We start from the raw sequence: 23,845 nt of genomic DNA on the forward strand, positions 1-23,845 counted from the left end.
AATTTTTCAATATATTGAAATTAGTTCAATATAAAGTATAGTTTCCGCTAAGGTGAATGCCTGCATGGTAGCAGAGCAAACGCACCGCCCGAGGAGAAGCACACGATGACCGCACACACCCCGGAAGCCCGCGAGGGTTTCTATCAGCAACTGACCGAACGACTCGACGACACGCGCCGCCAAGGCCTTTTCAAGCAGGAACGCGTGCTCATGTCGCGGCAGGGGCCGGAGGTCATGTGCGACGACGGGGTGACCCGCATCAACCTGTGCGCGAACAACTATCTGGGTTTGTCGGGTAGCGAATCGCTGGTCAAAGCCGGTCAGAAGGCGCTCGAAGACTTCGGCTTCGGCCTGTCGTCGGTGCGCTTCATCTGCGGTACCCAAGGCCCGCACAAGGAACTCGAAGCGCGTATCGCCGTGTATCTCGGGACCGAAGACGCCATCCTCTATGCCGCAGCGTTCGATGCCAACGGCGGTGTCTTCGAGCCGCTGTTCGACGAGCAGGACGCCATTATTTCCGACGCACTGAATCACGCCTCGATCATCGACGGCGTGCGCTTGTGTAAGGCGCAGCGTCTGCGCTACGCGCACAACGATATGGAAGACCTCGAGCGCCAGTTGCAAGCGGCCGCTGGGGCACGTCACCGCATCATCGTCACCGATGGCGTGTTCTCCATGGACGGCACGATTGCTCAGCTCGACCGCATCGTCGCGCTGGCTGAACAGTACGGCGCGCTCATCATGATCGACGAGTGTCACGCCACCGGTTTCATGGGCGCCACGGGCCGTGGCACGCACGAGCATCACGGCGTGATCGGCAAGATCGACATCATTACGGGCACGCTGGGCAAGGCGCTGGGCGGCGCGATGGGCGGCTTTACTGCCGGTCGCCGCGAAGTCGTCGAGACGCTGCGTCAGCGCTCGCGTCCGTATCTCTTCTCGAACAGTCTGGCGCCGGCCATCGTGGGCACGTCGCTGGCCGTGTTCGACGAACTGGAACATTCTTCGGCGCGTCGCGAACAACTGCATGAGAACACGGCCTTCTTCCGCCGCGAAGTGGCTGCACTCGGCTTCACGATCAAACCGGGCACGCACCCGATCGTGCCGGTCATGCTGTTCGATGCCACGCTGGCGCAAAGCTTCGCGCAACGTCTTTTCGAGCTCGGCGTGATCGCGACGGGCTTCTTCTATCCGGTGGTACCGCAGGGGCAGGCGCGTGTGCGCGTGCAACTCTCGGCGGCCCACACGCGTGAGCATCTCACACGCGCGCTGGCCGCCTTCGCGCAGGCCGGTAACGAACTCGGCATTCTCAAGCAAGGTTGAACATGGAACGCATCCTCATCATCGGCGCCAACGGGCAGATCGGCAGCGAACTCGTCGAAGCCCTCGCGGCGCAGTACGGCAACGAGAATGTCGTCGCGACCGATATCGCCCCGGGACCGTCGCGTCATCCGGTGCATTACGAAACCCTCGACGTGCTCGATGCGCCGCGTCTGGCCGCACTCGTCGAACGCTTCGGCATCACGCAGATCTTCCATCTGGCGGCGCTGCTCTCGGCCACAGGTGAAACCCGTCCGCTGCAAGCATGGACGCTCAATATGAACGGGCTGCTCAACGTGCTGGAACTCGCTCGCGAGCACCAATCGCGCAAGGGCTTGCGCGTGTTCTGGCCGTCGTCGATTGCCGCGTTCGGCCCGCACACGCCTGCCGTGGAAACGCCGCAACTGGCGATCATGGACCCGACCACGATGTACGGCATCAGCAAGCAGGCAGGGGAGCGGCTGTGCGAGTACTACCACACGAAGTTCGGTGTGGACGTGCGCAGCCTGCGTTATCCGGGCGTCATCAGCTACAAGACGCCGCCGGGCGGCGGCACGACCGACTACGCGATCGATATCTTCCAGTCGGCGCGTCGTGGCGAGGCCTACACGTGCTTCCTGAAGGAAGACGCCACACTGCCGATGATCTACATGCCCGATGCTGTGCGCGCCACGCTCGAACTGATGAACGCCGACGCCTCGCGTCTGCGTGTGCGCTCGTCGTATAACGTGGCGGGCGTGAGTTTCGATCCGGCGACGCTGGCCGCTGCGATCGCACGTCGTGTGCCGGGCTTCACGGTGAAGTACGCACCGGACTTCCGTCAGGCGATTGCCGAGACGTGGCCGCACACGCTCGACGACACGCATGCGCGTTACGACTGGGGCTGGCAACCGGCTTTCGGTCTGGATGCCATGGTCGACGACATGCTCGCCAACGTTCCCCTCGACTGGCATGCACCGGTCTTGGGAAACGCAGCCTGAAGCGTTCTCGTAGACGGAAGCGCCGCAGTTCCTAGGGGATAGCGGCGGGGCCGGACCTTACTTCGGGTGGTGAACCGCGTAGTAGACGAGCGCGGCGATGACCGCACAGGTGACGGCGAGGCCGCGACGGCGCCAGCGGTAGGCGGTGGTGAAGGTCAAGGCGCGTCCCCGGCCTTCTTCTTTCGAGTGGTAGTAGCTCATATTGCGTCTTCTCGGAACTGGTACACGGTCTTCGCCGCCCACGGACCTGCGCAAGTCTTTGTCGCTGCGCCCCCCGGCGCATGACAGGCAGGTCCTTGACTGATTATGCGACCGCACAAAAACGACCGCGAATCAGTATCTATACCGATAGGTGTGGCCTTTTTGACACGGTCACGTCGCCGCCTCATGCGTTTCGACGAGCCCCTCGAAACCGTCCGCCACCCTCGTTCCCCCGCGCGTAAGCGCACCCAATAAGGCCAGTCGCCCGCGCCTTGCCGCGTCCCCGGGCAGGTCTCTCGAACGGCGAGATATCTGGCGTCCAAAGACCACAAAAAATCCACGGTTGTCCGCTTGCGCACCGCCGCGCGCGCTGAAACAATGCCTGAAAACGGTGGCCGCGCCGACGGCCATTGCCGAATCGTCGTTGAGCTCACGCCTGGGGAGGGTCGTGTCATGACGCCGAAAACGCGCCGCACCATCGCTTGCGGCCACAGCGGAGTCGCCGCTTCGTTTCACGCGGTCACCGCCATTGTCTTGGTTGCCGCCGCCTTGATGGCGAGCAACGTCCATGCGCAGGAAGCCATGCTGCGCGCCAACAATCAAGTCTGGGTCGACGCCGGGGCGCAGCAGTTGCACTACTGGGAAGATGTCGGACCCGGCAAGAGCGATTCCGAGCGCGGTACCACCGCCGCCTTCAGTCTTGGCGCTTCCACACAGCACCAGTTATTCGGTATCTCAAACCTGTACTTCAGCGGCCAGGTGCGGGTGGCGCACGGCAACGTCGACTACGGCGGCTATTTGCAGAGTCCGACAGGCCAGGTCGTGCAGCCGAATTACCAGATGACGACGCACTCCACCACGACCGACGTCACGCTCAAGGCGGGTAAGGCGCTGCCGTTCATGCTCGGCACGTGGCATGCGCAACTGGTGCCTTATTTCAGCTACAGCTACCACGAATGGATTCGCGACAGCAGCCGCGATACGTACGGGTTCTACGAGCGCTATCGTCACCACGTGGTCGGCGGTGGGCTGATGGGCCAGCTCGAAGTGACGCCGAAGCTGGTGGCCACCGCCGATGTGCGCGCCGGTGCCATGCTTGGCTCGTCGATGACGCTGGCCGGTTCGCAGAACACCTTCAGTCTGGGCAACAAGCCCGTGATCGTGGCGGGCTTCGGGCTGGACTACGCGGTGACGCGCAATTTCCACGTGAACACGACTTACGAGTGGTCGCGCTTTCAATACGGGCGCTCCGACGTGACGCAAGTCTCGCCGGGCAACAACGCTTACGAACCCGACTCGAAGACGATCAACCAGACATGGATGATCGGCGTCGGATACGCGTTCTGAAAGTGAAAACGCCGCGCGGACTTGTGTCCTGCGCGGCGTAATTCGTTGGTCGTGCAGCGGGATGCTCCGCTTAGGTCGCGCCTTCCACGTCCTCGAGACTGAACGTCTCGGTGTGGTCGTTGTACGAGAAGATCTCGGCGTAGCGGCCCCAGTTGATGGCGGTATCGAGCGTCTCTTGCGCGAGATCGTCCGACATCGAATCTTCCAGCTCCTGCTCGAAACGCACCCGCGGTGCCCGCCCGCCGCGGCGCTCCTGCAACACCGCACGAATCTTCGCGGCCAGCGGCACGTGACGCAGCAGATGCTCGGCGAACAACACCTTGCGCTCCTGCGTGCTCACGTCGACGAAACGCTTGCCTGCGGTCGTGAGCAGCAAGTCGCCTTCCTTGAGTTCTGCGAAGCCGAGCTGGTCGAGAATTTCTGCCACGGGGAACAGGTCATCCACTTCCAGCAGCAGCGTCTGCGCAATTTCCGGCAAGTCGGCGCGGCCGTTGTACGGCGGTCCGGCCAGCGCTTCGAGCAGACCGGCCATCAAGTTGGTCGACACTTCGTGCAGCGGGCTCGACAGCTCCAGCGGAATCTTCTGCGTGGTGTGAGCGTTCCGGCGCGAGGTCATTAGCGCGTAAATGTCGTCGACCATCTTGCGGAAGGCCGGGTCGAGACGATTACGGCGGTGCGCAAACGGCACCTTGATCTCGGCCACCACGCGCCCCGGGTTCGACGACAGCACCAGAATGCGGTCGCACATGAACACGGCTTCTTCGATGTTGTGCGTGACGATCAGAATCGACTTGATCGGCAACTGACGCTGGCTCCACAGGTCGAGCAGGTCGGTGCGCAGCGTCTCGGCGGTCAGCACGTCGAGCGCGGAGAACGGCTCGTCCATGAGCAGCAGTGTGGGGTTGACCACGAGCGCACGGGCGAAGCCCACGCGTTGACGCATGCCGCCCGAGAGCTCGCGCGGATAGGCGTTCTCAAAACCGTCCAGACCGATCAAGTCGATGGCCGCGAGCGCACGCTTGCGACGCTCTTTCGGCTCGACGCCGAGGGCTTCCAGACCGGCTTCCACGTTTTGCAGCACGGTGAGCCACGGGAACAGCGCAAACGTCTGGAACACCATCGCCACGCCTTCCGGCGGGCCTTCGAGTGGCTCGCCGAGGTAGCGAATGTCGCCCGAGCTAGGCTGGATCAACCCGGCGATGATGCGCAGCAGCGTCGACTTGCCCGAGCCCGAGCGGCCGAGCATCCCGACGATTTCGCCTTCATGCAGTTGCAGGTTCACGCCATCGAGCACCTGACGCTCGTCGCTGCCCTTGCGGAAACCGCGACTGACATTGGCGAGCGAGAAGATCTCTTTTCCGACGGTCGGTTGGGTATCGTTCGGCATCACGGTCCCTTCAATTCAGGCGAAGCTTGTTTTCGGCGATGGCGTACATGGGACGCCACAGCAAGCGGTTGAACAGTACGACGAACAGCGCCATCACGGCGATGCCCAGCAAAATGCGCGGATAGTCGCCCGCGGCCGTGGTCTGCGCGATATAGGCGCCCAGTCCGTGCGCGGCGAGCTTGTCGTCGCCCCACTGCACGTATTCCGAGACGATCGACGCGTTCCACGCACCGCCCGAGGCGGTAATGGCCCCCGTCACGTAGTACGGGAAGATGCCCGGCAGCATCACTTGCCGCCACCATTGCCAGCCGCGAATGCGGAAGTTGGTGGCGGCTTCCTTGAAGTCGTTCGGGAAGGTAGTCGCCCCGGCAATCACGTTAAACAGGATGTACCACTGCGTGCCGAGCACGATCAGCGGCGAGAGCCAGATATCGGGGTTGGCGTGGAAATGCACGATCGCCACCACGAAGATCGGGAACAGCAGGTTCGCCGGGAAGGCCGCGAGGAACTGCGCGAGCGGTTGAATACGCTCGGCGAGCTTGGGCCGCAGGCCGATCAGTACGCCCAGCGGTACCCACACGACCGAGGCAATGGCGATGAGCACCATCACGCGCACCAGCGTGATCAGGCCCAGCCCGAAGACTCGCAGAATTTCGGAGAAGCCCACTTCGGCCAGTACGAACGCGCAGATCTTCCACGCCGCGAACACGCCGAGCGCAACGAGAATGGCCGCCCAGATCCAGTCGATCACGCGCGACAGGGGCGTATTCGACTCGGAATGGATGGCGGCTGGCAGCGAGATGGGCATGCGGGCGCGCGCAATGGTGCGCAGCAGCTTGCCGAACGGGCGCAGCAGGTACTGAATGGCGCGGGTGCGCTGAATCATGTTCAACACCCACGACTCGGGCGCGGCTTGCGAGACGGTGTCTTCCAGACGGAATTTGTCCGACCACGCCACCATCGGGCGGAACAGGAACTGGTCGTAAATCAAGATCACGACGGTCATGGCCAGAATCACCCAGCCCACCGCGTGCAGGTCGCGCTGAATAATAGCGGTAGCCAGATAGGCGCCGATCCCCGGCAGCGTAACCGTCTTGTCGCCCACGGTAATGGCTTCTGAGGCCACCACGAAGAACCAGCCACCGGACATGCTCATCATCATGTTCCAGATGAGGCCGGGCATCGAGTAGGGCACGTCGAGCTTCCAGAAGCGCTGCCAGGGCGAGAGCCGCAGGTTGACCGCGACTTCGGCGAGGTCGCGTGGCTGCGTTCGCATCGACTGGTAGAACGAGAACGTCATGTTCCACGCCTGACTCGTGAAGATCGCGAAGATGGCGGCACATTCGGCCCCCAGCACGCGCCCGGGGAAGAGGGCGAGGAAGAACGTGACCGTGAACGAGATATAGCCCAGCACCGGCACCGACTGAAGAATGTCGAGCATTGGCACGAGCAGCTTCTCGGCGCGGCGGCTCTTGGCGGCGAGCGTGCCGTAAATCAGGGTGAAGATCAGCGAGGCGACCATCGCGGCGAGCATGCGCAGCGTGGTGCGCAGCGCGTACTCGGGCAGATTGGACGGGTCGAGCGAGATGACTTCAGTTTGCAGATCGGCTAGCGGTGCCCACGTCTGGCGAATGCCCGAAGAACTGACCATCAGAAAACCGATGATGATCGGGAAGGCAATGAAATCCCAGCGATTAGGCAGCAGGCGTCGCGCGGTGGCGGGAATGAACGGTCGGGCTACGCGCGGCATCAGGACCTCGTGTTTATGAGGGGTCGGACGAACAACGGGACTCGGCGTCGGCATGCGGCGCAACGCGGCGACCGGCAAAGCGATAGGGCGAAATCAGCTGCCCGGTTTGCAGTCGTCGCACACGTATGCATGGACGGCAGCGGATGCTACCAGATTGACCCGCAAAATGATGTTAAAGCGAGCGCATCGGGCTGGCAAACAGCGATCGCCATTCCCCGACTGTGGTTTTTATGCTGCACTGCCGCAGGTATCGTTTCGACGGGTAATACAGGCTAACGGGACACTCGCCGGGTCAAGAAAAATTGTCACATTTAAGTGTCGTTAAGTTGTGAACTTTGCGTTGCCCGCGTGGCCGAATCCCCGCGGCTTGCTTCGTGCCGTGCGGTCGTGTAGTGTGCACCGCTTGTTCGGGCGCCGGTACCAGCATGCAAGGGACTTTCCGGCTGCCTTGCCCCCCAATTTAAGAACACTAAGGAAGCGCCGCATGACGACGCCAATGGATGCGCGTTGCGAGCGCGCACGACAACTGAGTGCCGCCGGTCGGCTAGCCGAAGCGATGGCCGAACTGCGCCAACTGCTCAAACAGGCGCCTGAGTTTCTCCCCGGCTTGGAAGGTCTGGCTTACGTCTCGCTGCGCATGCAGGCGTTCGATTCGGCCGCCGACGCGTTCGACCGGATGCTGGCCTTGGTGCCGCAGGCGGGCGCACAGGTGAGTTTCGATGCGGCGATGGCCAGCTTGCAGGCTGGCCGTCCCATGCGTGCCGACGCGTTGTTCGAGTCGGCCGTGCAGCAATCACCGGACGCGATCGGCTCGACCCACACGGTGGGCCTCACGTGGGCGCAGGCCGGCGACAACGCCCGTGCGCTGACGTGGTTCGAGCGCACCGCCGCCAAGGCCCCCGCGCTGTGGCAGGCGCACTTCAATCGTGGCCGTGCGCTGGGCGCGTTGGGCCGGTACGACGAGGAAATCGACGCCTACCGGCTGGCCAACACCATCGCCCCTCAACAGCCCGACCCGCTGGTCAATCTCGGCGTCGCGCTGCGTGAGCGGCATGCGTTTCAAGATGCATTGCAGTGCTTCACGCAAGCCGTGAGGCTGGCGCCGGAACACGCGGGTGCGCGTACCAACCGGGCGCAGACGAATCTGTTGCTCGGCGACTTCGCGCATGGGTGGGCCGATTACGAATGGCGTTGGGTCGACGAGGCGCAGCCGCGGCGCTTTCCCGATCGCTTGTGGGATGGCCGTGCGCCGCTCGCGGGCAAGAAGGTGGTGGTCTATAGCGAGCCGGGCTTGGGCGATACGCTCCAGTTCGTGCGATTCGTGCCGCGTCTGGTGGCGTTGGGCGCGCAGGTGATGCTCTACGTACAGGCGCCGCTCGTGACGCTGCTGGGCGGTTTCGCCCGTGGCGTGACGGTGTTGGGCGAGCACATGCCGGTGCCGTCCTTCGACTGGCAGATGCCGCTGCTCAGCCTGCCGCACCTGCTGGGTGTTGGCGGCGACGTGGCGGCGGCGCATATGCCTTATGTTCGATCGAGTGCGTCGCGCGAGATGATTTGGCGCTCGATGCTGGGCGCCAAGCCGGAAGGCCAGGTGCGCGTGGGCTTCGCCTGGCGCGCGCGGCCCTTCCCGCCGAATCGTGACATCGACCTCGATCACTGGAAGCCGCTGTTCGCGACGGGTGCGAAGTTTTATGCGTTGCAGGTGGATGCCACCGACGAGGAGCGCGCGCAATTGGCCGAGCACGCCAATGTGATGGATATCGGCGCGAAGCTCAGCGATTTTGCCGAGACGGCGGCGGTCATCGCGCAGATGGATGTGGTGATTACGGCTGACACCGCGGTCGCCCATTTGGCCGGGGCGTTGGGCAAACCTGTGTGGGTGCTGCTGGGCCACACGCCGGACTGGCGATGGCAGGTCACGCGCCGCGACAGCGACTGGTACCCGTCGGCGTCGCTGTATCGCCAGCCGCAGCGTGGCGATTGGGACACGGTGATGGCACAAGTGGGCGCCGATCTCGGGACTATCGTTACCTCGACTGCCAGCACCCGCGTGGCCTGAGCGGGCCGGAAGCGCCTGAGCGCCGCGCTCGGCAGCGCTCAGATGTCGTGAGTTGCGCGGCTAGCCGATCATTCGATCGCGCACTTGGCCGCGCATTTAGCCCAGATCGCTCTGATCGACCTCTTCGTCGCGCATGCGGGTGTACATATTCCAGCACGCGATGAAGAGGGCGGCGATGAGCGGCCCGATCACGAAGCCGGTCAGGCCGATGAGCGACATACCGCCGAGGGTGGAGATCAGCACCACCCAGTCGGGCAGCTTGGTGTCTTTGCCCACGAGAATCGGACGCAGCACGTTGTCGACCAGACTGACGATAGTGCCGCAGAAGGCGAACAGAATCACGCCGCGCCAAATGTCACCCGAGAGAAACAGCCAGACGCCGACCGGCACCCAGACGAAGGCCGCGCCCACGGCGGGCAGCAGCGATAGGAACGCCATCACGACGGCGGCCAGCACGTACCCCTGAATACCCAAAACCGCGAAGATGAAGCCGCCGAGCACACCCTGTGCCACGGCGACGGCGATATTGCCTTTGACCGTCGCGCGCACGACGGTGGTGAACTGCTTCAGCAACTGCGTCTTGTGGCGTTCGTCGAGGGGAATGGCGCGGCGGATGATCACACCGAGCACGATGCCATCGCGCAGCAGGAAGAACAGCAAATACAGCATCACGCCGAAGCTCACGAGCAATTGCGCGGTGTTTTGACCGATGCTGAGGAGATAGACAGCGACGAAGCGGCCGATTTGCGCGGCGCCGTCGCCGACTTTCTGTTGAATGGCAGTGATGTCCTGCACGCCGGCCAGATCCATGATCCGGTGCACGCTGCCGGGCAGCCGGTCGAGCAAGCCTTGAAACGACACGGTCAGTTGGGGCAGGTCGGTGCGAAAGCGCACGAGGGCCGTGCCAATCTCCTGCGTGAGCATGCCGACGATGAGCGTGAGCGGCAGAATCACGATGAGCAGGATGAGCGTCAGCGTGGCGAAGGCCGCCAGATTCTTGCGTCCGCGCATACGACGTTCGAAGCGTCGCTGTACCGGCTGGAACAGCACCGCAAGAATGGTCCCCCAGAACACCGCACCAAAGAGCGGGAACAGAATCCACACGAAGGCGATGGTGACGGCGAACAGCAGGAGATGGAAGAACTTGCGCTGATCGCTACGGCTTGACATGAGGTTTCCTCGTAGATGCGGCGGGCGCTGCCGATGAGGCAGATGCCGACGCCGATGATCCGGCAGACGCGCTACCCGCCGTTATATCAGACTCGGATGGCGTCGCCGCGAGCGCGCCCGCTTCCTGCATGATCTGGAGCACGAGCGGATGACCTTCGCCGCGCCGCGAGCGAATGGCGTGAATGTCTTCGTGCACGCCTTGCGGGCGTCCGAGCCAGCGCAGGCCGCGCAGCATTGAAACGTCGCCAGCCCCCGCTTCGCTCAATGGAAAGACGCCCAAGCCGCGTGTTGCAAAGACAGCCATCAGTGCGCTGTCTTCGAATTCCCCGACGATATTAGGACGAATGCCTTCGGCTTCGAACCAGTGATCGAGACGTGCCCGCAGTGCGGAATGCCCGGTAGGCATCAGCACCGGGAGTTCGGTCAGGCAATGCGGGAAGTGGTCGCGCGAGGTATTGCGCACGAGTGATGCGGGCCCGTACCAATCGACCGGCGACTCGAGCAGCCGCTCGCTCGCGAGCCGCAATGTGGGGTTGTAGGGGGCAGGCTGGCTGGCGAGGACCAGATCCAATTTATGTAGCGCGAGTTCGGCGAGCAGTTGTTCGTGCTCGCCTTCGTGGCAGACGAGGCGCAGCGACGGTGTGCCGAGCACCGGGGCCAGCAGGGCATGGGCGGCGAGCTTCGAGATACCGTCCGAGAGGCCGACCGCTAGCCGTGCGACGCGTCCGCTGGCGGCTTCACGGACTTCATCGGGAATGGACTGCCCGAGCCGGAAGATCTCTTCGGCGCGACGGAAGGCGGCTTGCCCGGGTTCGGTCATCGTGACGCCGCGGCCCATCGGCTTAAGTAGCTGATGTCCCAGCGACTTTTCCAGTTCGCGAACTTGTGCGCTAATCGTCTGGACGGCCATGTCGAGGCGCTCCGCCGCACGTGCGAAGCCTCCCTCCTTGACGACGACCCAGAAATAGTAAAGATGACGGTAGTTCAACATAATGAGGTAACTTCGAAAAAACCGAACTTTGGTGAAGTATATAGCTGGTTTTTGCGAAGCATGAGTTCGACGATGATGCTGTCCTGAACCCGCGGAATGCGTTGTTGGCGGGACAACAAACGGAATGGGCGCTGCGGATGGGCGCGATTTCGATAACTCTACGGAAACTCTGGCGCACCTATGGACTATCTGCTTTCTTTGGCGGCCGACCCGGCGGTATGGGCGGCGCTTGTCACGCTGGTGGTGATGGAAGTCGTGCTTGGCATCGACAACCTGATCTTCATTTCGATTCTGACCAACAAGTTGCCGTTGTCGATGCGTGCGCGTACGCAGCGCATGGGTATTGCGTTGGCGTTGATCATGCGTTTGGCGTTGCTGGGCACGGTGGCCTGGATCGCTAAATTGACCATGCCGTTGTTCGAGTTGTTCGGCCATGGGTACTCGTGGCGCGACCTGATCTTGATTTCCGGCGGTCTCTTCCTGGTGTGGAAGGCGACGAAGGAGATGCATCATCACGTGGCATCGGCGACCGACGACGAGCCGCACGCTGAAGAGGGTTCGACGGCGGGCACGGTGGCGACGATCACGGCGCGTGCGGCGGTCATGCAGATTCTGGTGTTGGATCTGGTGTTCTCGATCGACAGCATCGTGACGGCGGTGGGCATGACGGAGCACATCCCGATTATGTTCATTGCGGTGATTGCGGCGGTGACGGCGATGTTGTTCATGGCGGGTCCGCTCTCGCGCTTCATCGCGGCAAACCCGACGGTGGTCATGCTGGCGCTGGGCTTCTTACTGGTGATTGGTATGACGCTGATTGCCGAGGGGATGGGATCGCACGTGCCGAAGGGTTATATCTACGCGGCGATGGCATTCTCGGCATTCGTCGAAGGCCTGAACATGCTGACGCGTCGTGCCAAGGCGCGACGTAAGACGGAGAAGGCGCGCGTGGTGAATTAATCGGCGAGTGTTGCGTGAAGACGTAACGAAGCGGCGTAAAGAAGCGGTGCCAGTGAAAGCTGGCGCCGCTTTTTGTTTATGTGTCGCGATGACGGGGTTCGGTTTTTACGAAGTTGGGTGAATGGGAATGCAGGTTTTTCGAGTTGTCGCTGACCGATACATTGAGGACGTTGTCTTTTACGTGACGGAGCGAAACGATGAAATGTCCTGTGTGCAGTACCCGCGATTTGTTGATGACGGAGCGTCAGGGGGTGGAGATCGATTACTGCCCGGGCTGCCGCGGCGTGTGGCTGGATCGGGGCGAGTTGGACAAGCTGATCGAGCGCACGGACGGGAGCGCGACGATGCCGGCGCATCTGACACGTGGCGGCGATCGCAATGTTCGCGACGAGCGCGACCAGCACATCGAGCGGGAATATCGGAAGGAGAGCCAAGGACACGGCTTCGGCCACAATGGCGATCACCGCCGCGATGCCCACTACGGCCACGACGACCGCCGCCGCCATTACGATCAGCCACGCAAGAAGAAGTCGCTGTTCGAGATGTTCGACTTTGATTGATGGTGCGAAAACGCAGACGAAGAAAAAGCCGCTGATCCTTTCGGAGCAGCGGCTTTTTACATCTGGTGGCGAATCAGGGACTCGAACCCCGGACCTGCGGATTATGATTCCGTCGCTCTAACCAACTGAGCTAATTCGCCGTAGAAAAAGATTATATGAAGGCCATCATGCACTGTCAACAGGTTTTTACGAGAAGATGAAAATAGTCTGCTCGACCTGCGACACGTCCCATCGCACCGCCTCCAACGCGCCTTACCAGAACCCGTCGCACAAAAAGACAACGCCGGTACCCGAGGGCACCGGCGTTGTCGATCCATTTAACCAGTCTGGTCGGTCACACCCTTAGTCGTTGGCGTAGATATCGACGTCCTTGGTTTCCTTGATGAAGAGCATGCCAATCACGAAGGTGATCAACGCGATGACGATCGGATACCAGAGCCCCGAGTAGATGTCGCCCTTGGCCGCCACGATGGCGAACGCAGTGGCCGGCAGGAACCCGCCGAACCAGCCGTTACCAATGTGATACGGCAGCGACATCGACGTGTAGCGAATGCGCGTCGGGAACATTTCCACCAGCATCGCCGCAATCGGGCCGTACACCATCGTCACGAAGATCACCAGAATCGCCAGCAGAACCACCACCATCGGTTTGTTCATCTGCGCCGGATCGGCCTTCGGCGGATAGCCGTCCGCCTTGAGCGTGGCCGACATATCGGTCTCGAACGCCTTGGTCTTGTCCTTCGCGTCCGCTGCCTTGCCGTCCACCGACTGGATCACCTTGTCGCCAATCTTCACCGTCGCCATCGTGCCCGCCGGTGCCGCCTGGTTCTCATAGTTCAAACCCGCACGCGACAGATAGCTCTTCGCGATATCGCACGAACTCGTGAACTTCGACGTGCCCACCGGGTTGAACTGGAACGAGCACTCGTTCGGATCGGCAATCACCGTAATCGGTGAACGTGCCGTCGCCGCTTCCAGTGCCGGGTTGGCGTAGTGCGTGAGCGCCTTGAAGATCGGGAAGTACAGCAACGCAGCCAACAGGCAGCCGGCCATGATGATCGGCTTGCGGCCAATCTTGTCCGACAGCGCACCGAAGAACACGAAGAACGGGCTACCGATCAACAGGCCCAACGCCACCATGATGTTGGCCGTGTTGCCGTCGACCTTGAGCACCTGTGTCATGAAGAACAGCGAATAGAACTGGCCCGTGTACCACACGACAGCCTGACCAGCGGTCAAACCGACCAGCGCCAGAATCACGATCTTCAGGTTCTTCCACTCGCCGAACGATTCCTTGAGCGGTGCCTTCGAGCCCTTGCCCTCAGCCTTCATACGCTGGAACGCCGGCGATTCGCTCAGTTGCAGACGAATCCACAGCGAAACCAGCAGCAGCACGATCGAGAGCACGAACGGAATGCGCCAGCCCCATTCACCGAACGCCTCTTCGCCCATCACCATCCGCGTGCCGAGAATCACCAGCAGCGAGAGGAACAGACCCAGCGTGGCCGTCGTTTGAATCCACGACGTGTAGAAGCCGCGACGACCGTGCGGTGCGTGCTCGGCCACGTACGTGGCAGCACCACCGTATTCGCCGCCGAGTGCGAGACCTTGCAGCAAGCGCATGGCGATGAAGATCACCGGCGCAGCGATGCCCCACGAGGCATAGCCCGGCAACAGACCGACGACCAGCGTCGACAGACCCATCAACGTGATGGTGACGAGGAACGTGTACTTACGGCCGACCAAATCACCGATGCGGCCGAACACGATGGCGCCGAACGGACGCACCGCGAAGCCGGCAGCAAACGAGAGCAGCGTAAAGATGAAAGCAGCGGTCGGGTTGATGCCCGAGAAGAAGTGTCTGCTGATGAAGGCGGCCAACGAACCGGCCAGATAAAAGTCGTACCACTCGAACACCGTGCCCAGCGACGACGCGAAGATGACTTTGCGTTCTTCTTTGGTCATCGGCGCATGCGTAGTGGCTGTCGTTGCAGTAGCCATGCGGTTGTCTCCTGTAATGTAAGCACGCCCCTGGGACGTACCCGGGCCGTTGCAACTGATTATTGGAGGACAACCTTACCGCCGTCTGACGCCAAACTGACTCGAAGCTTACGCCGCTAGGGACTTACCCTCGTCTTTGCCCCGAAATTGACGGTTTTCGACGCCTTTTCGTCACGCATGCGGGTTTTCGATAGGGTCGCTCAGCGGCAGGGTGACGCGTATCAACGTGCCCGTTGCTTCGGGATGCTGCGCGTCGACATGGTCGAGCACACTCACGTCGCCACGATGGATTTGCACGATCTCGCGCACGATCGCCAACCCCAGTCCGCTACCGTCGCTGTCGCTGCCGAGAATGCGGTAAAAGCGCTCGAAGACGCGTGGGCGCTCCGCCGCCGGAATACCCGGCCCGGTGTCTTCGACTTCCAGATGCACGAAGCCGTCGGATGCTTCATGACGCAAACGCACCGTGACCTTGCCGCCAGCCGGTGTGTAGCGAATCGCGTTGTCGATCAGATTGTTGAGTAACTCGCGCAACATCACCGGCTGCCCCGAGAGATGCACCGGGAACGGCGGCTCCTCGAAGCCCAGATCGATACGCTTGGCGAATGCGGCTTGAAACCAGTCTTGCATCGCGTTGCGCGCGAGCACGCTGAGATTGACCGGGGTGAAGGCCGCGGCGTCGTTCGCGCTGTTCTCGGCCCGCGCCAACGCGAGCAACTGATTGACGAGACGCGCGGCCTGTTCCGAGCTGACGGCAATTTGCGAGAGCGAGCGACGAAGTTCGTCGGGCGACGTCTGCCGCAATGCGAGTTCGGCTTGCATCCGCAGGCCCGCGAGTGGCGTCTTCAATTGATGCGCCGCGTCCGCGATAAATCGCTGCTGGAGCTTCATGTTCTGCTCAAGTCGCCCCAACAGATCGTTTAGCGAATTCACGAGCGGAGCAATTTCCGGCGGCGCTTGACGCGCTTCGAGTGGTGAAAGGTCGTCAGGACGACGTGCACGAATGTGTTCTTGCAACGCATGCAACGGCGCGAGCCCGCGCGAGAGGCCAAACCAGACGAGCACGATGGCCAGCGGCAGAATCACGAATTGCGGCAGGATCACGCCCTTGATGATCTCGTTGGCCAACTGGCTGCGCTTGTCGAGCGTCTCGGCCACCTGCACGAGCGCCATGCCGCCTTTCGGTTCGAGGCGGGGAAGTTCGACGTAAGTGAAGGCCACCCGAATGTCGTTGCCGCCCAGCGTCTCGTCGCGAAATTGCACCACGCCCGGTTGCGGTCGATCGTCTTCGTGCGGCAGCGGCAACTCGGCCGTGCCCGCGACCAATTCGCCCTTCGCGCCGAGTACCTGAAAGTAGACGCTGTCCGTCGCATCGGCGCGAAGTAGATCGCGCGCGGGCATGGGTAACGTAAGCGTGACTTGTCCGCGATCGGCATGGACCTGCTGGGCGAGGACATACGTATTGGTTTCGAGCGCCCGATCGAATGGGCCGTTGGCAATCGATTTCGCGACGAGATACGTCACGGCGATACTCATTGGCCAGAGCAGCAGCAACGGCGCGAGCATCCAATCGAGAATTTCGCCGAACAGCGAGCGCGGCGGCGGCTCGGCCTCGCGCTCCAGCGGGGCGCCGAAGCCGGGGCGCGTGAAGGGATCGGCGTAGGGATCGAACGGGTCGGTGGTGTCGGAGGAATCCGCCGAATCCATGGCATCGCGCATCGGGTCTGCGTTCTCCAGCGCAGAGCGGGACGGGCGAGGGGAGCTCACCGCGTTAGCATCGCGATGATGACGAAGACTCAGGCGCATAAAACCTCACGCCGCGTTGGCAGGGGCAGTGGCGGGTTTTTCCAGACAGTAGCCCAGTCCGCGAATCGTCGCGATACGCACGCCACTCGGCTCGATCTTCTTGCGCAGTCGGTGCATATACACCTCGATGGCGTTGTTGCTCACCTCTTCACCCCAACCACACAGATGATCGACGAGTTGCTCCTTCGACACGAGCCGGCCCGTGCGCAGCAGCAGCACTTCCAGCAGCTCAAGTTCGCGCGCTGATAAATCGAGCATCTGCTCATGAATATAGGCGGTGCGCCCGACCTGATCGAAACTGAGCGGCCCGTGGCGGATGACCGTCGAGCCGCCGCCCGCACCGCGCCGTGTGAGCGCACGCACGCGCGCTTCGAGTTCCGCGAGGGCAAACGGCTTGGCCATATAGTCGTCGGCACCGAGATCGAGGCCCTTCACGCGTGCGTCGACACTGTCCGAAGCGGTCAGGATCAAAACGGGCAGATGGGAATTTCGGGCGCGCAGCCGGCGTAGCACTTCGTGGCCGGGCAGGCGAGGCAGACCAAGGTCGAGAATCAGCAGATCGAACGTCTGGGCAGACAGCGCGGAGTCGGCTTCGAGCCCGGTCTTGACGTGATCGACGGCGTAGCCTCCCTGGCGCAGCGAGCGAGTCAGGGCGTCAGCCAGAATGCTGTCATCCTCTGCGATGAGAATTCGCATGGGCGTGATAGGCTTGTTAGGCACCGGAGCCTGACGGCTGCGGCGTGTCTCCAGTGATGTTGCGGCGCGTGGTTCGCGGCTTTTTTTGTCGTTTCGGCGCTTTCGGACAACAGGCACTTGCCAAAAGCACTGTTTTTTTATACAGTGCTGGCATTCACGCCTCACTCGAGCCGTCTCGCTCATCATATCAAAGGACGATTCATGGAAGAAAGCAAGAAAGGGTCTGCCAATCTGTCGGCCGAGAAGGGCAAGGCGCTCGCCGCTGCCCTCGCGCAGATCGAAAAGCAATTCGGCAAGGGCTCGATCATGCGTCTTGGCGACGGCGAGGTCGAAGCTGACATCCAGGTCGTCTCGACGGGCTCGCTGGGTCTGGACATCGCGCTTGGCGTCGGTGGTCTGCCGCGCGGCCGTGTGATCGAAATCTACGGTCCGGAATCGTCGGGTAAGACGACGCTCACGCTGCAAGTCGTGGCGGAGATGCAAAAGATCGGCGGCACCTGCGCGTTCATCGATGCGGAACACGCCCTCGATGTCGGCTACGCCAACAAGCTGGGCGTCTCGGTGCCTGAACTGCTGATCTCGCAGCCGGACACCGGCGAACAAGCGCTCGAAATCGCCGACGCCCTGGTGCGCTCGGGCTCGATCGACCTGATCGTCATCGACTCGGTCGCGGCGCTGGTGCCGAAGGCTGAAATCGAAGGCGAGATGGGCGACTCGCTGCCGGGTCTGCAAGCGCGTCTGATGTCGCAAGCGCTGCGTAAGCTCACCGGCACGATCAAGCGCACGAACTGCACGGTCATCTTCATTAACCAGATTCGTATGAAGATCGGCGTCATGTTCGGCAACCCGGAAACGACGACGGGCGGTAACGCGCTGAAGTTCTACGCCTCGGTGCGTCTGGACATCCGCCGTATCGGTTCGATCAAGAAGGGCGACGAAGTCGTCGGCAACGAAACCCGCGTCAAGGTGGTGAAGAACAAAGTCTCGCCGCCGTTCCGCGAGGCCATCTTCGACATCTTGTACGGACAGGGCATCTCGCGCGAAGGCGAAATCATCGATCTGGGCGTCACCGCCAAGATCGTCGAGAAGTCGGGCGCCTGGTATAGCTACAACGGCGAGAAGATCGGCCAAGGTAAGGACAACGCACGCGAATTCCTGCGTGAGAATCCTGACATCGCGCACGAGATCGAAAACAAGGTGCGTGCATCGCTCGGCGTGACGGCGATCAACGAAACCGGCGAGATCGAAGCAGACGACGAGGTCTGATGACCCCCGAGTCAATGCGGCAACGCGACGCTGATAAGGCGTCGCGTTGCCGTTTTTGTTTTAGCGGCACCGCATCATCATGATGAATCGACGTCCTCCCCGCACGCCGCAAGATCCACCGCCTCCACCGGGTGACGAAGCCGTCGCGGTTAAACGCTCGCGCAAACCTGTGCTCAGCCTTAAAGGCCGGGCGCTGGCGTATCTGTCGCGTCGTGAATACAGCCGGGCGGAGTTGCGCCGCAAGCTCGTGCCATACGTCGATGCCGAGGAGCCCGAAACATTGGACCGCCTGCTCGATACCCTCGAAGCCGAGCGCTGGCTATCTAACGAACGCTTCGCCGAGAGTGTGGTGCATCGCCGCGCCTCGCGACTCGGTACCACGCGCATCGTCGGCGAACTTCGGCAACATCAGGTCGACCCGGAAACCGTGGCCGCCGTGGCCGAGCAATTGCGCGATACCGAACTTGCCCGCGCCCGCGCCGTCTGGCAAAAGAAGTTCGGCGAAGTGGCCACCACGCCCGAAGCGCGCGCCAAGCAAATGCGCTTTCTCGCATCGCGCGGCTTTTCGCGTACCGTTATCAGCAAAATCGTGCGGGGCGCCGACGAGTTCTCCGACGATAGCTAACGCCGCCACATCCACAGAAAAAATTTTTTCTCATCAATGCGTCGATATTTATCGGCGATGGGCGACGTTATCGCAGCGCCAACGAACGAGTCACGCATAGCTCGCGTGACGTATGACGCAGTACGGAAACTCGCGTGTCGCCTTGGTTGCGCGGTTATCGCGATGTGGCGTCGCACCATGTTTGCGACGACAGTGAAAATCGCATAACCCGACCGATGGGTCGGGTAATTGAGCCTTATGCAGCGGGCGTCTGCTGCACTGCGGCAGACGGTTTCGCTGCCTATGCTAGAATCAAGCTCTTTCTGCGTTCATGCATTGCACACTCCCGCATGCCGCTCTCTGAGCCCGCCTCTCGTACCCTGCGTCACCGCCGCACGATCGCTGTCGAAGCGTATTCGCGCGAGGATGGCCTATGGGACATCGAAGCCCGTCTAACCGATCATAAGGATCGGGATTTTGCATTGGCAACGGGCCTTCGCAAGGAGGGCACGCCGATTCACGAGCTATGGCTGCGCGTGACGATCGACGAAGATTTCGAAGTGCGCGACGCCGAAGCCGTCTCTGATTGGGTGCCGTATCCCGGCATTTGCGATCAGATCGGCACCGAATACCGTCAGTTGATCGGTCTTAACCTGCGCCGCGGCTTCCGTCACGGTGTGCGCGAGCGACTCGCCGGCGCATCAGGCTGTACGCATCTGACCGAACTATGTAGTGTCCTGCCTACGGCAGCGATTCAGGCCTTTGCCGGTGTTGTCATCCATACACCGGACACTGCGGCCAATGACGCCGAGAACACGGCGCCTCCTTTCCAACTCGGACATTGTCACGCCTTGCGGTTTGATGGCGAGGCAGTGCGCCGGTTTTACCCGCGCTGGTTCAACGGCCGCGCAAACGATCGAGCGAACGAGCCCACGACGCCCGCCACTACCGAAGCGGTGCGCGATGGTGACTCGACTCGCAAGCTCGAACCCAAACTTCCAACTCAGCAAGAAGGGAATCACGCATGAAGATTCATGAGTATCAAGGCAAGGAAATCCTCCGGAAATTCGGAGTCGCGGTGCCCCGCGGCATTCCGGCGTTTTCCGTGGACGAGGCCGTGAAGGCAGCCGAAGAACTCGGCGGTCCGGTTTGGGTGGTCAAGGCCCAGATTCACGCAGGCGGTCGCGGTAAGGGCGGCGGCGTGAAGGTGGCCAAGTCGCTCGAGCAAGTGCGCGAGTACGCCAACCAGATCCTCGGTATGCAACTGGTCACGCACCAGACCGGTCCGGAAGGCCAAAAGGTCAACCGCCTGTATATCGAAGAAGGCGCGGACATCAATAACGAACTCTACGTCAGCCTCGTGGTTGACCGCGTCACGCAGAAGATCGTGATGATGGGTTCGAGCGAAGGCGGCATGGACATCGAAGAAGTCGCCGAAAAGCATCCGGAACTGATCCACCACGTTGTCATCGAGCCGTCGGTCGGTCTGACCGATGCGCAAGCCGACGACTTCGCCAAGAAGATCAGCGTCCCCGAAGCTTCGGTGCCGCAAGCCCGCGCGATCCTGCAAGGTCTGTACAAGGCCTTCTGGGAAACCGACGCATCGCTGGCCGAAATCAACCCGCTGAACGTGTCGAAGAACGGCACGGTCACGGCGCTGGACGCCAAGTTCAACTTCGATTCGAACGCCCTGTTCCGTCACCCGGAAATCGTTGCGTACCGCGACCTGGACGAAGAAGATCCGGCTGAAGTCGAAGCCTCGAAGTTCGATCTGGCGTACATCTCGCTCGACGGCAATATCGGCTGTCTGGTGAACGGTGCCGGTCTGGCCATGGCCACGATGGACACCATCAAGCTGTTCGGCGGCGAGCCGGCCAACTTCCTGGACGTGGGCGGTGGCGCCACGACGGAGAAGGTGACCGAAGCGTTCAAGATCATGCTGAAGAACCCGAACCTGACCGCCATCCTGGTCAACATCTTCGGCGGCATCATGCGCTGCGACGTCATCGCCGAAGGCGTGATCGCGGCCTCGAAGGCCGTTTCGCTGAAGGTGCCGCTGGTCGTGCGCATGAAGGGCACGAACGAAGACCTGGGCAAGAAGATGCTCGCTGAGTCCGGCCTGCCGATCATCGCCGCAGACAGCATGGAAGAAGCTGCCCAGAAGGTTGTTGCAGCTGCCAAGGGCAACTAACAGAACTGTCTTAGCCGCAGCGGCGCGCCGCCTCAAAGGGGTGCGCGAACGCTGCCCGGCAACCGGATGAAGGAAATCAAGCAATGTCGATTCTGATCAACAAAGATACCAAGGTCATCACCCAGGGTATTACTGGCAAGACTGGCCAGTTCCATACCCGCATGTGCCGCGAATACGCGAACGGCAAGAACGCGTTCGTCGCTGGCGTGAACCCGAAGAAGGCCGGCGAGGACTTCGAGGGCATTCCGATTTACGGTTCGGTCAAGGACGCCAAGGAACAAACCGGCGCCACCGTGTCGGTGATCTACGTCCCGCCCGCAGGCGCTGCTGCTGCGATCTGGGAAGCCGTCGAAGCCGATCTGGACCTGGCGATCTGTATCACGGAAGGTATTCCGGTCCGTGACATGATCGAAGTGAAGGACCGTATGCGCCGCGAAGGTCGTAAGACCCTGCTGCTCGGCCCGAACTGCCCGGGCGTGATCACGCCGGACGAACTGAAGATCGGCATCATGCCGGGTCACATCCACAAGAAGGGCCGCATCGGCGTCGTGTCGCGTTCGGGCACCCTGACGTACGAAGCCGTGGGCCAGCTGACCGCACTGGGTCTGGGCCAATCGACCGCCGTCGGTATCGGTGGCGACCCGATCAACGGTCTGAAGCACATCGACGTCATGCGCATGTTCAACGACGATCCGGATACGGACGCCGTGATCATGATCGGTGAAATCGGTGGTCCGGACGAAGCCACGGCAGCTGAGTGGATCAAGGACAACATGAAGAAGCCGGTCGTCGGCTTCATCGCTGGCGTGACGGCGCCTCCGGGCAAGCGCATGGGCCACGCCGGCGCGCTGATCTCGGGCGGTGCCGATACGGCCGAAGCCAAGCTGGCCATCATGGATGCCTGCGGCATCAAGGTGACCAAGAACCCGTCGGAAATGGCCCGCCTGCTCAAGTCGGTGCTGTAATTACCGTCGGTCGACCCCGTTGCGGCTGCCGGAACCGGTAGCTGCGCGATCGGTCACTCGAAAGGGAGTCCGGACTATCGGGCTCCCTTTTTTGCTATGGATTTTCAACCAAGGATATTTTCACGATGCTGGCGTTCTTCGCTGAGCTGAACTGGGCCGCGGTGCTGCAAATCATCATGATCGACATCCTGCTGGGTGGCGACAATGCCGTGGTGATCGCGCTCGCCTGCCGCAATTTGCCGGCCAAGCAACGTTTGCAAGGCATCGTGTGGGGCACCATCGGCGCCATCGTCTTGCGTGTGATCCTGATCGCGTTCGCCGTGACGCTGCTGGCGGTGCCCTACCTGAAGGCGCTGGGCGGGTTGGCGCTGCTCTGGATCGGGATGAAGCTGCTCGTGCCCGACCACGACGCACACGACAGCGTAAAGCCTGCCGACAAGCTCTGGACCGCGGTCAAGACGATTATCGTGGCCGATCTGGTGATGAGCATCGACAATGTGATCGCCATCGCGGGTGCTGCCGAAGGCGCTGCCGATCATCATCAATTGCCGCTCGTGATTTTCGGCTTGCTCGTGAGCATTCCGCTGATCGTCTGGGGGTCGCAACTGGTGTTGAAGGCGCTCGATCGGTTCCCCATCATCGTGATGGCGGGCGCGGCGTTGCTCGGCTGGATTGCCGGCAACCTGATCGTGACAGACCCGGGCATCGGCCCGTGGCTGCACCTGCCGGGCGCTGCGGCCGAATACACACACTACATTGCGTCGGCCATCGGCGCGCTGTTGGTCGTTGGCGTCGGGTTTTGGCTCAGACGCCGCAGTGAGGCGCGTCATTTGCGTGCAACCTCTTCGGAATAATCGGGTCCATTGGGCGGGTGATTCTTAACACCCGCACAGCCCCGCCCGATTTTGATCTGCGGCAGGGCCCTCGGCGCGGGGGCTATGGCATACTCCGCCCACTTCCCCCCGACGAGCGCCGTTTCTAGCCTGAAATGGCGCGTCCGTTTCGTTTTCAATGCTATCGCTGGGAGTTACACAATGCGTCGTTTCGGCCACCGGACCACCGGTATCGCCAAGTCCCGGGGCTTCACCCTGATCGAGCTGATGATCGTGTTGGCGATCATCGGCGTGCTGGTCACGGCAGGCGTCCCGTATCTGCAAAATTATCTGGTGCGTGCGCGCGTCGTCGAGGGGCTCGGGTCGGCCGCGGCGGCCAAGGCACTCGTCTCCGAGAACGCCATGCATGGCGCGCCTTTCAACAGTGGTTGGCAAGCCCCGAGCGCGACGGATAACGTCAACGCGGTGAGCATCGAAGCGTCGACCGGCAATGTCACCATCGCCTACACGCAGCGCGCGGGCGACGGTTCGATCGTGTTGGTGCCGACGAGCACCGGCGCCGACGGCAAGTCGCAGACGCTGAGCGTCGGCAAGACGCCGGAAGGCCAGATCGTCTGGACCTGCTACGCGCAAGGGCGCGATGGGGCACCGGCCGGTGCCACGCTGGCAGCCAAGCTGGCACCGCCCGAATGCCGAGGTGCACAGGCGGAAGCAGCAAAGTCCTGAGTCTTCGTCGCTCGCATGAAATGGTCGCCCCT

20 protein-coding genes, 1 tRNA gene and 2 pseudogenes are annotated in these 23,845 nt (G+C 62.0%); 13 read left to right on the top strand and 10 right to left on the bottom strand.

The window, feature by feature from the left end; all coding sequences use genetic code 11:
- Nucleotides 1–105 precede the first annotated feature (105 nt).
- The gene (kbl, locus tag ACPWR9_RS17280) at nt 106–1,323 is read left to right on the top strand and encodes a glycine C-acetyltransferase (protein ID WP_426299607.1); all 1,218 of its coding nucleotides are present in this window, start codon (nt 106–108) and stop codon (nt 1,321–1,323) included.
- A 2-nt stretch (nt 1,324–1,325) separates the two neighbouring features.
- Complete coding sequence (locus ACPWR9_RS17285; protein WP_426299609.1) at nt 1,326–2,300, top strand: NAD-dependent epimerase/dehydratase family protein; 975 nt, start codon at nt 1,326–1,328, stop codon at nt 2,298–2,300.
- 57 nt (nt 2,301–2,357) lie between these two features.
- Here ACPWR9_RS17285 and ACPWR9_RS17290 read toward each other — a convergent pair whose 3' ends face one another.
- On the bottom strand, nt 2,358–2,501 hold the full coding sequence (locus ACPWR9_RS17290) for a hypothetical protein (protein ID WP_426299611.1): 144 nt from the start codon (nt 2,499–2,501) through the stop codon (nt 2,358–2,360).
- A gap of 453 nt (nt 2,502–2,954) precedes the next feature.
- Here ACPWR9_RS17290 and ACPWR9_RS17295 point away from each other — a divergent pair, with 453 nt between their 5' ends.
- The gene (locus tag ACPWR9_RS17295; protein WP_426299613.1) at nt 2,955–3,848 is read left to right on the top strand and encodes an outer membrane protein; all 894 of its coding nucleotides are present in this window, start codon (nt 2,955–2,957) and stop codon (nt 3,846–3,848) included.
- A 70-nt stretch (nt 3,849–3,918) separates the two neighbouring features.
- On the opposite strand, the gene ACPWR9_RS17300 is transcribed toward ACPWR9_RS17295, so the two are convergent.
- The 3 genes and pseudogenes from ACPWR9_RS17300 to ACPWR9_RS17310 all read right to left on the bottom strand — a co-directional run.
- Complete coding sequence (locus tag ACPWR9_RS17300; RefSeq protein ID WP_426299615.1) at nt 3,919–5,235, bottom strand: AAA-associated domain-containing protein; 1,317 nt, start codon at nt 5,233–5,235, stop codon at nt 3,919–3,921.
- 10 nt (nt 5,236–5,245) lie between these two features.
- Nucleotides 5,246–5,884, bottom strand: a pseudogene (locus tag ACPWR9_RS17305) (ABC transporter permease subunit); the annotation flags it as partial.
- A 165-nt stretch (nt 5,885–6,049) separates the two neighbouring features.
- Nucleotides 6,050–6,985: pseudogene (locus ACPWR9_RS17310) on the bottom strand (ABC transporter permease subunit); the annotation flags it as partial.
- A gap of 484 nt (nt 6,986–7,469) precedes the next feature.
- On the opposite strand from ACPWR9_RS17310, the gene ACPWR9_RS17315 reads away from it, so the two are divergent.
- Nucleotides 7,470–9,044, top strand: a complete 1,575-nt coding sequence (locus tag ACPWR9_RS17315) for a tetratricopeptide repeat protein (RefSeq protein ID WP_426299617.1) — start codon at nt 7,470–7,472, stop codon at nt 9,042–9,044.
- A gap of 96 nt (nt 9,045–9,140) precedes the next feature.
- Here ACPWR9_RS17315 and ACPWR9_RS17320 read toward each other — a convergent pair whose 3' ends face one another.
- Nucleotides 9,141–10,214, bottom strand: coding sequence for an AI-2E family transporter (locus ACPWR9_RS17320; protein WP_426299619.1), 1,074 nt, complete (start codon nt 10,212–10,214; stop codon nt 9,141–9,143).
- Complete coding sequence (locus ACPWR9_RS17325) at nt 10,201–11,205, bottom strand: LysR family transcriptional regulator (protein WP_426299621.1); 1,005 nt, start codon at nt 11,203–11,205, stop codon at nt 10,201–10,203. Before ACPWR9_RS17325 ends, ACPWR9_RS17320 begins: the two co-directional genes overlap by 14 nt.
- A 180-nt stretch (nt 11,206–11,385) precedes the next feature.
- Here ACPWR9_RS17325 and ACPWR9_RS17330 point away from each other — a divergent pair, with 180 nt between their 5' ends.
- Complete coding sequence (locus ACPWR9_RS17330; RefSeq protein WP_426299623.1) at nt 11,386–12,165, top strand: TerC family protein; 780 nt, start codon at nt 11,386–11,388, stop codon at nt 12,163–12,165.
- Nucleotides 12,166–12,362: 197 nt separating this feature from the next.
- Nucleotides 12,363–12,725: a zf-TFIIB domain-containing protein gene (locus ACPWR9_RS17335; protein ID WP_426299625.1), complete on the top strand. Its 363-nt coding sequence runs from the start codon at nt 12,363–12,365 to the stop codon at nt 12,723–12,725.
- 63 nt (nt 12,726–12,788) lie between these two features.
- Here the strand turns inward: ACPWR9_RS17335 and ACPWR9_RS17340 are convergent.
- From ACPWR9_RS17340 to ACPWR9_RS17355, 4 genes are all read right to left on the bottom strand, one after another.
- Nucleotides 12,789–12,865 (bottom strand) — tRNA-Met (locus ACPWR9_RS17340).
- Between the two features lie 202 nt (nt 12,866–13,067).
- Nucleotides 13,068–14,726 carry an MFS transporter gene (locus ACPWR9_RS17345; protein WP_426299627.1) on the bottom strand — a complete coding sequence of 553 codons (1,659 nt, stop codon included), beginning with the start codon at nt 14,724–14,726 and terminating at the stop codon, nt 13,068–13,070.
- A 171-nt stretch (nt 14,727–14,897) separates the two neighbouring features.
- The gene (locus tag ACPWR9_RS17350; RefSeq protein WP_426299629.1) at nt 14,898–16,445 is read right to left on the bottom strand and encodes a sensor histidine kinase N-terminal domain-containing protein; all 1,548 of its coding nucleotides are present in this window, start codon (nt 16,443–16,445) and stop codon (nt 14,898–14,900) included.
- A 93-nt stretch (nt 16,446–16,538) separates the two neighbouring features.
- The gene (locus ACPWR9_RS17355; RefSeq protein ID WP_058376078.1) at nt 16,539–17,228 is read right to left on the bottom strand and encodes a response regulator transcription factor; all 690 of its coding nucleotides are present in this window, start codon (nt 17,226–17,228) and stop codon (nt 16,539–16,541) included.
- A gap of 201 nt (nt 17,229–17,429) precedes the next feature.
- Here ACPWR9_RS17355 and recA point away from each other — a divergent pair, with 201 nt between their 5' ends.
- The 7 genes from recA to ACPWR9_RS17390 all read left to right on the top strand — a co-directional run bounded on the left by recA (nt 17,430) and on the right by ACPWR9_RS17390 (nt 23,813).
- Nucleotides 17,430–18,494 carry a recombinase RecA gene (recA, locus tag ACPWR9_RS17360; protein ID WP_150680934.1) on the top strand — a complete coding sequence of 355 codons (1,065 nt, stop codon included), beginning with the start codon at nt 17,430–17,432 and terminating at the stop codon, nt 18,492–18,494.
- Nucleotides 18,495–18,573: 79 nt separating this feature from the next.
- Nucleotides 18,574–19,119 (top strand): recombination regulator RecX, encoded by a 546-nt coding sequence (gene recX / locus ACPWR9_RS17365; protein ID WP_426299631.1) that lies wholly within the window; start codon nt 18,574–18,576, stop codon nt 19,117–19,119.
- A 329-nt stretch (nt 19,120–19,448) separates the two neighbouring features.
- Complete coding sequence (locus ACPWR9_RS17370; protein ID WP_426299943.1) at nt 19,449–20,126, top strand: DUF2889 domain-containing protein; 678 nt, start codon at nt 19,449–19,451, stop codon at nt 20,124–20,126.
- Entirely contained in the window at nt 20,123–21,289 is a 1,167-nt protein-coding gene (gene sucC / locus ACPWR9_RS17375; RefSeq protein WP_426299633.1) for an ADP-forming succinate--CoA ligase subunit beta, read from the top strand. Before ACPWR9_RS17370 ends, sucC begins: the two co-directional genes overlap by 4 nt.
- Nucleotides 21,290–21,372: 83 nt before the next feature.
- Nucleotides 21,373–22,254 (top strand): succinate--CoA ligase subunit alpha, encoded by an 882-nt coding sequence (gene sucD, locus ACPWR9_RS17380; protein ID WP_426299635.1) that lies wholly within the window; start codon nt 21,373–21,375, stop codon nt 22,252–22,254.
- Between the two features lie 125 nt (nt 22,255–22,379).
- Nucleotides 22,380–23,108 (top strand): TerC family protein, encoded by a 729-nt coding sequence (locus ACPWR9_RS17385; RefSeq protein WP_426299637.1) that lies wholly within the window; start codon nt 22,380–22,382, stop codon nt 23,106–23,108.
- Between the two features lie 180 nt (nt 23,109–23,288).
- On the top strand, nt 23,289–23,813 hold the full coding sequence (locus ACPWR9_RS17390; RefSeq protein WP_426299639.1) for a pilin: 525 nt from the start codon (nt 23,289–23,291) through the stop codon (nt 23,811–23,813).
- Nucleotides 23,814–23,845: the final 32 nt, after the last annotated feature.

The organism is Pandoraea pneumonica, from assembly GCF_049918595.1.
Taxonomy (GTDB): Bacteria; Pseudomonadota; Gammaproteobacteria; order Burkholderiales; family Burkholderiaceae; genus Pandoraea; species Pandoraea pneumonica_A.